The organism is Synechococcus sp. RC10A2 (genome assembly GCF_047502605.1).
On sequence record NZ_JANSHP010000119.1, the window covers coordinates 21,189 to 31,503 of the forward strand.

8 protein-coding genes are annotated in these 10,315 nt (G+C 61.3%); 5 read left to right on the top strand and 3 right to left on the bottom strand.

The features are described 5' to 3' along the window. Positions 1–10 precede the first annotated feature (10 nt). Positions 11–727 carry a precorrin-2 C(20)-methyltransferase gene (locus NW848_RS16285; protein WP_099812307.1) on the bottom strand — a complete coding sequence of 239 codons (717 nt, stop codon included), beginning with the start codon at positions 725–727 and terminating at the stop codon, positions 11–13. A gap of 20 nt (positions 728–747) precedes the next feature. Beyond that, the gene (locus tag NW848_RS16290; protein ID WP_255322534.1) at positions 748–1,164 is read right to left on the bottom strand and encodes an STAS domain-containing protein; all 417 of its coding nucleotides are present in this window, start codon (positions 1,162–1,164) and stop codon (positions 748–750) included. A 225-nt stretch (positions 1,165–1,389) separates the two neighbouring features. On the opposite strand from NW848_RS16290, the gene NW848_RS16295 reads away from it, so the two are divergent. The 4 genes from NW848_RS16295 to NW848_RS16310 all read left to right on the top strand — a co-directional run bounded on the left by NW848_RS16295 (position 1,390) and on the right by NW848_RS16310 (position 7,733). After that, positions 1,390–6,288 carry a translocation/assembly module TamB domain-containing protein gene (locus tag NW848_RS16295; protein WP_414508657.1) on the top strand — a complete coding sequence of 1,633 codons (4,899 nt, stop codon included), beginning with the start codon at positions 1,390–1,392 and terminating at the stop codon, positions 6,286–6,288. A 305-nt stretch (positions 6,289–6,593) separates the two neighbouring features. Then, positions 6,594–6,887 (top strand): nucleotidyltransferase family protein, encoded by a 294-nt coding sequence (locus NW848_RS16300; RefSeq protein ID WP_011429785.1) that lies wholly within the window; start codon positions 6,594–6,596, stop codon positions 6,885–6,887. Next, on the top strand, positions 6,877–7,230 hold the full coding sequence (locus NW848_RS16305) for a DUF86 domain-containing protein (RefSeq protein WP_011429784.1): 354 nt from the start codon (positions 6,877–6,879) through the stop codon (positions 7,228–7,230). Before NW848_RS16300 ends, NW848_RS16305 begins: the two co-directional genes overlap by 11 nt. 290 nt (positions 7,231–7,520) lie before the next feature. Further along, positions 7,521–7,733 (top strand): nucleotidyltransferase family protein, encoded by a 213-nt coding sequence (locus NW848_RS16310; RefSeq protein ID WP_255322556.1) that lies wholly within the window; start codon positions 7,521–7,523, stop codon positions 7,731–7,733. 35 nt (positions 7,734–7,768) lie between these two features. On the opposite strand, the gene NW848_RS16315 is transcribed toward NW848_RS16310, so the two are convergent. Continuing rightward, positions 7,769–8,071: a Mo-dependent nitrogenase C-terminal domain-containing protein gene (locus tag NW848_RS16315; protein ID WP_011429783.1), complete on the bottom strand. Its 303-nt coding sequence runs from the start codon at positions 8,069–8,071 to the stop codon at positions 7,769–7,771. Between the two features lie 593 nt (positions 8,072–8,664). On the opposite strand from NW848_RS16315, the gene bchB reads away from it, so the two are divergent. Continuing rightward, positions 8,665–10,197, top strand: a complete 1,533-nt coding sequence (gene bchB, locus NW848_RS16320) for a ferredoxin:protochlorophyllide reductase (ATP-dependent) subunit B (RefSeq protein ID WP_099887224.1) — start codon at positions 8,665–8,667, stop codon at positions 10,195–10,197. Positions 10,198–10,315: the final 118 nt, after the last annotated feature.

A 10,315-nucleotide genomic window follows, 5' to 3' on the forward strand; every position in this document is an offset into this window, starting at 1 on the left:
GGGGAGAACTTCAATTCCGGGGCCGAGAGCGCAGGATCAGCAGGGAAAAGTAGGGGGGGCGATAGTCGGCCAATCCTTCTAGGGTGGGGAAGAGAGCTTGCTGGGGCCAACCGGCCCAAACCACCAAGCTGGCCTGCTGTAGCCAACCTCTTGCCGCTAGCCACTGCCAAACCTGAGGATAGACGGGGGCCACTTTCATCAGCACAACCACGTCGGCCCAGGTGCAGGCCTTCTCCAGCTCCGTCAGGGCAAAAAGAGCAGGCAAAATCGCCAATTTCTCGGAGCCGAGCGCCAAAGGGGATCCCAGAGCGGCAGCGGCGGCAAGAGGAGAGCACACCCCCGGTATGGCCTGGATGGGCAAGTCGGGGATCCGCTGCCGCAGGGCTTGGGACAGGTAGGCAAAGGTGCTGTAGAGGCCCACATCCCCTTCGCAGACAAAGGCCACATCTTCTCCCCGCTCCAGAGGCGGGGCCAGTTGCTCGGCAGCCGCTTGCCAGGCCGCCTGCAGCAGCTCGACTTGGGTAACAAAGGGCAGATGCAGCGGCAACAGGGTTTGTTCCGGTCGCAGCCAAGGGCGCACGATTTGGTAAGCTAGGCCCGGCTGGCCGGCGGCGTTCTGGGGGCAGGCCACCCACCTGACGGCGCCGAGGATGCGGGCTGCTTTGAGGGTGAGCCACTCGGGATCCCCGGCCCCGGCGCTAATGCCCCAAAAAGTCCCCAGGCCCATGGTGGAGCTTGTCCGCCAGCTCAGGAAGCTTGGCCGTCTGGCCCCTCAGGCCTTGCCTCGGCGGCGTCGGGGCGAGTGTCAGGCTCTGGACGTCCCCCACCTTCTGCGGCCAGATGATCGAGGGCCTCTTGGAGCGAGTTGCGCAAGGACAAAAACTTCTCTAGCCGCACCAGTTTCACCGTTTGGGTGATGCGGGGGTTGCTCACCACCTGAAAGATGCCCCCACGGCTCTGGGCCAGCTTGGCCAATTGCACCAGGGCACCGACGCCAGAGCTATCGATGAAGTCGATCCCCGTCAAATCCAGGATGAGATTGGGGGATCCCTCTTCTAGGTATTTGGTGACCACCTTAACGAAGACCGGCTCAGAAAAGGCATCCAGAAGGCCCGTCAGGTAAAAGACCTGGCAGTTCTCCAGCGCTTCGTGGCTGCCGCGCAAGCTGACCGTCAGAGACAGAGGTTCCGGAATGGCTTTTCTCCTTTTATCTATCTCGACAGAGGGTTGAGGCCCGATCTCGGGCGTGGAGATAGCTTAGCATCCCTACTCCCTTGGCGAGACGGTATTTTTCCGCGGGCAGGGGATTGCGGCTGGGGGCAGGGATCCCTGCTTTTTGGCCCCTCGTGGCAAGGCGGGAGTCCTTGGGTAGGATGGGGGCAGTTTTTGATGTTCCCCAAGGAGGCCGGCCTGCGGGCCAGACAGGGCTTCTCAAGTGGGGTGGTTGGGATCCCTGAGGGGCGAGCGTTGGGAGAGGATCGGCAGGAGCAAGAGGGGCAGCGGCGACGCTTTTCCCTTCCCCCCGGCACCTGGATGGGGGCGGGGCTGGGTTTGGGCTTGACGGCTGCCGCTTTTGGGGCTGCCTGGGGAATCGGGGCCTACTTTCAAGATCGGGTGCTGCCCCAGGTGGAAGCTACCCTCTCGCAGGCGATGCGCCGGCAGGTGGAATTGGGGGAGGTAAGGTTTGTAGCCCCTTGGCAGGTGAGGCTAGGGGAAAGCCACATCGAACATCTGGCCAGCATCGGCTCCATCGACCTCAGCCCCGACTTCTGGACCTGGCTGCAGACGGGGGAGTGGGTGCTCAATATTACCCTGAATCAGCCGCAACTGCTGCTGATGGAGACGCTGGATCGCGGCTGGGCAGACGTGCAGTTTCAACTGCCAGAAGGCGAGGGATCCCTGCCCTTGCAGGGGCTGAACATCCGTTTGCAGGGGGGATCCCTGACGGCTATTCCCTTAGTGGGAGAGCGGCGCCGGTTTGAGCAGTTGCAGGGCCAGGCGCAGGTGTGGCTGAGTGCCCCGCCGGGGGAGGAGGGAGGGGGTCGGGCCAGTTTCCAGCTCTCGGCGGCGCTGCGCTCTCTGGAGGGGGAAGGGGGCTACCCCCTGCAGCTCCGGGGGGTGGCGGATTTCGCCCAGGCTTCTGGCTCGGTGACGCTGGCCGCTCGGCGCCTGCCTTTGGAGCTGCTGCCCAGCGTCTTGCCGGCGGCGCCCTTGACTGAGGTGGAAGGGGAAGCCAGTCTGGATCTGCAAGTCCTCTGGGGAGGAGAACGCCCTTGGGAGTTGACGGGGCAAGCCCAGGTTCAGCAGGCGCGGCTGGGGCTGGAGAGGTTGCCCCATCCTTTTGAAGAGGTGAAGGGCTCCGTTCGCTTTACCCTAGAGGAGCTGGAACTGCAGGGGGTGAGCGGTCGTTTTGGCCAGCTTGCTTTTGAAGATCTCAACGGCTCCATTGTCTTCGGCGACAAGGAGGGATTGGATCTGCAAGCCGCTATTGCCCCGGCCAGCCTGCAGCAGATCCAGGAGACTTTCAACGTTGAGCTGCCGGCGGAAGGGGTGGTGGCGGGATCCCTGAGGGTCACCGGGCCGCTGAATGGGCCGCAGATCCAAGGGCAGTTGCGAGGGATCTCGCCGGGGCGGGTGGATCGCCTGCCGGTGCCGGAATATGCTTTTGGCTTCCGCTTGGCCGATCAAACCTTGGCCTTTGAGGAAATCGACCTGAAGGCCGCCGGCGGGCGGATCCAGGGATCCGGACAACTGCAATGGGCTGCCGGCTTAGCAGGCCGGTTCGATCTCCAGGTCACCGGGGCCGATGTAGAGCAGGTGCTGGCTCTCTACGCCCTCAACCTGCCGCGGCGGGGCGAGCTGGGGCCGGTAAGTGCCCAGGTGCAGGTGGCGCTGGCGGGATCCCGGCCCCAGGTGGAGGCCACCTGGACAACCCAAGGAGGAGAGATTGCCGGCAGAGGACAGCTGCAGATCTTGCCCGAGGCCGAGGGGTGGGCGGTACAGGTGCCGCAGGCGGTGTTGGAGCTGGGCGGGGGCCGGGCCCAGGTGGCGGGGCGGTGGGCGGGAGGGCAAGTCCAAGCCCAAGTGGCTCCCCAGGATCTGCCGCTGGCCTTTTTTAACCCGCAGTGGCCGGGATCCCTCTCTGGTGAGCTGATGGCGCAGGTGGACACAGGGGAGGCGGCGGAGGTGGGTTTCCTGGCGGCGTTGCGGGCGCAAGGGTCGCTAGCCCTGTCCCAGCCTTTGGGAGAGAGGGGAGTGCAATGGGTTGACGGCATCCGCGGCCAGGTAGCTTGGGAAGGATCTGGCTTGCGTATCCAGCAGGCAGAGATCTTGGCCGACACCGCCCGCTTGGCCAGAGTAGAGGGAGAGATCCCGGTGGATCCCCAGACGCTGCAGGTGGGATCCCTGGACCTGAGCTTTGCCGCTGACGGGATCCCCCTGGCGGAAGTGCCCGGCCTGCCGCCACTGCTGCAGGGGGTGCTGCAGGGATCCGGGCAGATCCGCGGCTCTCCGGACAACCTGCAGGTGGCTGGCGAGGCGCAGTTGCGCGGCTTGCAGGTGGGGGAGGTGGCCTTTGCCGACTTGGCCGGGCCCTTTAGCTGGTCTGCCCAGGGGACGGCGGTGGAGCTAGTGGGGGCGCGGGAGCGGCTGGCGCTGCAGTTGGATCCCCAGTTTCGGCCTGTGCAATTCCAGGTGCGGCGGGGCGAGGCGGAAGTGCGCGGCCAACGCCAGCAAGATGAACTGCAGGTGACGGCAAGCCAGTTGCCGCTGGCTTTGCTGGGAGGGTTGGCTGCCGGGCCCTGGGCTGGCCTGGGCGGAACCCTCAATGGGGAGGTGGCGCTTGACCTGGCCAGTGGCGCCGCTCGAGGTCGAGCTGCGGTCGAGGGGCTGCGGCTAGGCGATCTCGCGGTGCAGGGCCTCTCAGTGGATTTCGATTATCGCCCCAGCGACGACTCCCGCCCCGCTCGCCTGACCCTTGCCCAAGCCCAACTGGAGCTGTTCGAGAGCCTCTACACCGCCAGCGGCACTTTGGAGCTGCCGGCAACCTCTCTCCAGGCTGCTTTGGATCCCACCTCGGAAGTCCCCATTCCCCAAATCGACCTGCAGATCAGCACCCGTCAAGGCCGCTTGGAAGATATCGTCTCTACTTTCAAGTGGCGGGAGTGGAGCGATATCACCAGCCGCGGTTTTCGGCTGCCACCTTTGGGCCCTGCCGCTGTGTTAGAGACAGAGCCGGTCGGCCTGCCCGGCTATCCGCTGCTGCAACAACTGGAGTACTACGCCCAGATCCTGGCCGCCCACCTGGGGGCCCTGGCCAGCCGTATGGATCCCCGCATCCCGCCGCCCACCAGCCTGCAGGGGGAATTTCAGGCCAGCGTCAGCCTGGTCGGCAACCTCAACCGGCCCAGCGTCAGCTTTCAGCTCGAGGGCCAGAATTGGCAGGCCCAGGAGTTCAGCATCGAGAGCCTCACCGCCAGCGGCAGCCTGGTCGAAGGGGCGGTGGTGCTGCAGCCGCTGCTGTTGCGCAGTGGCGAACGCCAGGCCCTGTTCTCTGGCAAGGTGGGCCTGGAGGAACAGTCGGGATCCCTGCAAATCCAAGCATTTCCTCTGGCTTTGCTGGATCGCTTCCTGCCGGACGAGCTGGAGCTGCAGGGAGATCTCAACCTGGATGTGGAACTGGCAGGCAACCTGCGGGATCCCCGGGCCCGCGGCTCCCTGACGGTGGTCAACGCCCAGATCAACCAGGTGCCGCTGCGGGAGGTGGGGGGACAATTTGACTACAACCAGGGTCAACTGCGCCTGGAGGGCGCCCTGCTGGCCAACGGCGACGAGCCGATCCGCCTTTCCGGCCTGGTGCCCTACACCCTGCCCTTTGCGGAGGTGCGGGCCGCATCGGATCAGATCGACCTCACCCTGCAAGCCGAGAATGGCGGCCTGCGCCTGATCAACCTCCTCACCGACCAGGTGCGCTGGGAAGGGGGCCAAAGCCAACTGGAGCTGGCCATCCGCGGCAGCTTGCGAGAGCCCAGCCTGCAGGGGAACCTCAGCCTTAGCTCCGGGATCCTCAAGTTGGCCGCCCTGCCGGAGCCCATCACCGACCTGACCGGCCAAATTTTCTTTAACCTCAACCAATTGGAGGTGCGGGAGCTGCAGGGCCAGTTGGGGGGCGGATCCCTCTTGGCCAACGGCTTTTTGCCCGTCAACTCCCGCGGCGCCCTGCAGATGGACGAGACCTCGCCACCCCTAACGCTGCAACTGCAAGGGATCCAGCTCACCCTGCCCAACCTCTACACAGGCCGCCTGCAGGGGGAGGTGGTGGTGGGCGGCCTGCTGCTGCGGCCTTTGCTCGAGGGGCGCCTGGAGGTCTCCCAAGGGATCGTAGATGCCAGCCCCCGCCCTGAAAAAGGGGAAGCGGCGGCAGCTCCCGCAGACTCGACTCAGGCGGATCCCTTTTGGCAGCCGCGGCTCAACGGCCTGGAGCTGGTTTTGGGGCCCGGGATCCGCGTGCAGCGGCCCAACCTGTTTGAATTCCACGCCAGCGGCAGCTTGCGCCTGTTCGGCACTCCCCAAGACCTGCGTCCGGCGGGCACCATCGCCCTGGAGCGAGGCCGCGTCAGCCTGCCCATTGCCAACTTTCGCCTGGATCGCTCCCGCCCCAACACCGCCACCTTTGACCTGGACAACCCCTTCGATCCTTTCTTAAACCTGCGCCTGGTGACCCAAGCCTTCGAGGTCTATCGCTTTCCCCAGGATCTGTCCCCCTTCGACACCAACCGCAACCTGCCGGGATCGCAGCAGAGCATCGAGATCTTTGCCAACGTCAACGGGCGGGCCAGCCAGCTTGCGGCTGCGGATCCCCGCAACGGCGTTCTGACCCTTTCCAGCAGCCCCAGCCGCTCCCCCCAAGAGATCGTCGCCCTGTTGGGGGGAACAGCTTTGGCCCAACTCAACCCCGAAGCAGGGGTGGCCGGGCTGGCGGGAACGGCTTTGCTTAACGATGTGTTGGAGACGCTGCGGGACACCCTCGGCTTGGATGAGGTTCGCCTCAGCCCCGTTCCCCAGGTCGATACCCGTGCCCCCAGACGCTCCTCAGTCGGCCTGGCGCTGGAGGTGGCCCGCGATCTGGGGCCGGCTACTTCCATCTCGGTGCAGCGCAACCTGACGGATCCCTTTCAGCCCACCCGCTACAGCGCCCGCTACCGCCTCAACGACCAAACCCTCACCCGTGCCACCACCGACCTCGAGGGCAACAACGTCCTTTCCCTGGAGTTCGAGACCCGCTTCTGACGGGATCCGCTCTGGCCAGACTACGGTTTGTTACATCGTTATTGCTACGCAACGCTGTCGCGAATGCGTCGGCGGCGCAGAGCGCTTGGGTAGTGGCGAGGATCCCTTGGAGAGTGTCTTATATCTGGTTTAAAGTGGCCATAGTTTCTCAACGGCTTTTGGACGGCCAGGGATCCCTTGAACCCGACTTCCTAAAGATAGCTAGAATAAACACCTGCCTGTGTGAGCCTGGAAGATCAAAACAAGCGGCCAACCTGTGTTCCCACTTGGAGAGTTGACAAGTGAATGATCCAATCTGACCAGCCATGAGGAAACAACAAGTATTGCAATTGCTCGGCGAGCAATTTGCCGAGATTCAAAAGCAATTTGGTGTGCGGCGACTGGCCCTGTTTGGCTCAACTGCTCGTGGCGAGGATCAAGCCGGCAGCGACATCGATATCCTAGTTGAATTTATTGGTAAAGCCGACTCCAAGCGTTACTTCGGTCTGCTCTTCTACTTGGAAGACAAACTTGGATGCCCCCTAGACCTTGTGACCGACAAGGCTCTACGCCCCGAACTTCGTCCATTGATAGAAAAAGAAGCAATCTATGTCCCGTGAATGGCGTTTCTACCTAGATGATATGATTGAATTTGCCAAGCGAGTCCTTGAATACACAGAGGGGTACACTCAAGAAGACTTTGAACGGGATCGCCGAACCTATGATGCGACCTTGAGAAACATCGAGTTGATTGGTGAGGCAGCCACTCACATTCCTGCAGAAGTCCGTAACCAGAACGAAAATATTCCTTGGCGACAACTCATTGCCACTCGTAACCGTATCATTCATGCTTATCTTGCTCTAGACAACGACGTTTTGTGGAGTATCATCCAAAGTGACATGCCCCAACTGCTTGACAATTTACAGAAACTAAAGCGTAGTCTCTCCGATTCTCCCTGCTAACCCTAACTTCAGGAGCAACGCCGCCGTTTTCATCCAGTTGGAAACCCCCTCTGACGGGATCCACTCTGGCCAGACTACGGCTTGTTACATCGTTATTGCTACGCAACACTGTCGCGAACGCGCCGGCGGCGCAGAGCGCTTGGGTAGTGGCGAGGATCCCTTGGAGAGTGTCTTATATCTGGTTTAAAGTGGCCATAGTTTCTCAACGGCTTTTGGACGGCCAGGGATCCCTTGAACCCGACTTCCTAAAGATAGCTAGAATAAACACCCGCCGTGTGCGGTGACTGGCCCTGTTTGGCTCAACTGCTCGTGGCGAGGATCAAGCCGGCAGCGACATCGATATCCTAGTTAAATTCATTGGTAAAGTCGACTCCAAGCGTTACTTCAATCTGCTCTTCTACTTGGAAGACAAACTTGGATGCCCCCTCGACCTTGTGGCCGACAAGGCTCTACGCCCCAAACTCCGTCCACTGATGAAAAAAGAAGCAATCTATGTTCCGTGAATACATGTGGAGTATCATCCAAACCGAAAGTCGATCTAGAGGTAGCGGCTGATGTCTTCTCCCTGTTCTGCCAAAAACGACAAAGCCCGGAAGCGCAGCCCTACTACTTGATCGTAGAAGGGGTTGAGCTTGCACATCGGTGGAATGTGCATCAGTTTGTGGCCAAACAACACCACATCTCGCTCGAAAGGACAGCGGGCCGGGATCCACCGACACAAAAAGTGGGCCAAGCGGGGATCCTGAACTTCAATGCTGTCAATTGCCGCTCGAATCGGTTGCAAGGGCGCCTGCAGCCAGTTGCGCAGGCAAGCCGCAGACTTAAGATATGTGACAGTCATGGAATCCATCTGCTCCTGAGGGGCTTTGCGATCACGTTGCCAAGAAATCGTGGTAGAGCCCATGGCCTTTCACCTCAACACCTCAAAGGGTGTTCGCTTTCTCCAGCAGCCACGCCCTTCTGCCCGGGTCTTTGCCCAGGTTTGTATCCAGGGAAACAGAAGAGCCTCTCTCCAGACTCAGTCTGCCTTGGCTGGCCAAAAACTTGCCTGGGTAACCCAAAATCTCTGCTCAAGTTTGTAGAGGTACACATTTTGTATTCAAAAGTTAATCTGTAACGAAAGCTACGGAAATTGGGTTCTTCGCCGGCAAGCTGCCAAGCGGAGTCCAGGGCTGCTGCCCCTATTTCCAGCATGGAACAGGCCTTGAAGTCAGGGTAGAGGGATCCCCGTAATTGTCGCTGTCTTGAAAGGGCCGTTTTGCTTTTGATCGATGATGTTTACAATCGCCGTGGCCGGGAGTTACGGAGGATAACGGCCAAGGGATCCCGGCTGCCGGGCGTTCTACAATGCCAGAAGAGATTTGCAGCGGGTGAGAAGTCGGCGGCGGATTGGGATCCCGGCTCTTGCCTCGGTTTTCATTTGAGAGGCTGTCCATGAAATTGGCCTATTGGATGTACGCTGGCCCCGCCCACATCGGCACGCTGCGGGTGGCCAGTTCTTTCAAAAACGTTCACAGCATCATGCACGCTCCCCTGGGGGACGACTATTTCAACGTGATGCGTTCCATGCTGGAGCGGGAGCGGGACTTTACCCCGGTAACCACCAGCGTCGTTGATCGGCAGGTGTTGGCGCGGGGATCGGACGAGAAGGTGATTCGCAACATCGTCCGCAAAGACGGCGAGGAGCAGCCTGATCTCATTGTGGTTACCCCCACCTGCACCTCCAGCATTTTGCAGGAGGATCTGCATCACTTTGTGCGGCAGGCGCAGTTGTCCAGCCGCTGTGACGTGCTGCTGGCCGATGTCAACCACTATCGGGTCAACGAGTTGCAGGCCGCCGAGCGCACCCTGCACCAGATTGTGGAGTTCTATATCAACAAAGCCCGCAAAAGTGGGGAGTTGAGCGGCCCGCCCCGGAGGACGGAGCGTCCTTCCTGCAACATCCTCGGCATCTCCAGCCTGGGCTTTCACCATGCCCACGATCTGCGGGAGTTGAAAAAGCTGCTCCAGGATCTGGGGATCGAGCTCAATTTGGTGATCCCGCAGGGGGCCAGCGTCCACGATCTCAAGCACCTGGGGCGGGCCTGGTTTAACGTGGTGCCCTACCGGGAACTGGGGCCGATGACGGCTCGCTACCTGCAGGAGCAGTTTGGCACACCTTATGTGGAGATCACCCCCATGGGGGTGGTGGAAACAGCCCGCTTCATCCGCCAGATCCAGCAGGTTCTCAACGAGCAAGGGATCCCGGTGGACTACGAGCCCTACATCCAGGAGCAGACCCTCTACGTTTCCCAGGCGGCTTGGTTCTCCCGCTCCATCGATTGCCAAAATCTGACCGGCAAAAAAGCCGTGGTCTTTGGGGATTGCACCCATGCGGCAGCCATCACCAAGATCCTGGCCCGCGAGATGGGGGTTCATGTGGTCTGGGCGGGCAGCTATTGCACCTACGATGGCGAGTGGTTCCAGGCAGAGGTGGGCGGGTATTGCGATCAGGTGCTGCTGACCGAAGATCACACCCGCGTAGCCGATGCCATTGCCCAGGTGGAGCCTGCCGCCATCTTCGGCACCCAGATGGAGCGGCATGTGGGCAAGCGGCTGCGGATCCCTTGTGGGGTAATCTCGGCGCCCATGCACGTGCAAGATTTTCCCATCGGCTACCGGCCCTTTTTGGGGTATGAGGGCGCCAACCAAATTGTGGACCTAATCTACAACTCCTTTACCCTGGGCATGGAGGATCACCTGCTGGAGGTCTTCGGCGGCCACGACACCAAAGAAGTGATCCACAAGAGCCTGAGCGCCGATTCCGATCTCATCTGGACGCGAGAAGCCCAGGCGGAGCTGAACAAAGTGCCCGGCTTTGTGCGCGGCAAGGTGAAACGCAACACCGAAAAATTTGCCCGCGAGCGTGGCCTGACCGAGATCACCCTAGAGGTTATGTATGCGGCCAAGGAGGCTCTCGGGGCTTGACGGGATCCATCCCAGGGGATGGCAGGTCTGGCCAGCCGATCCACAAATGGAACTCCTGTACAACGCCGCGCACCTGCCAGGATCCCCAGGGATCCACCTGCCAGGTTAGCCGAGCTTG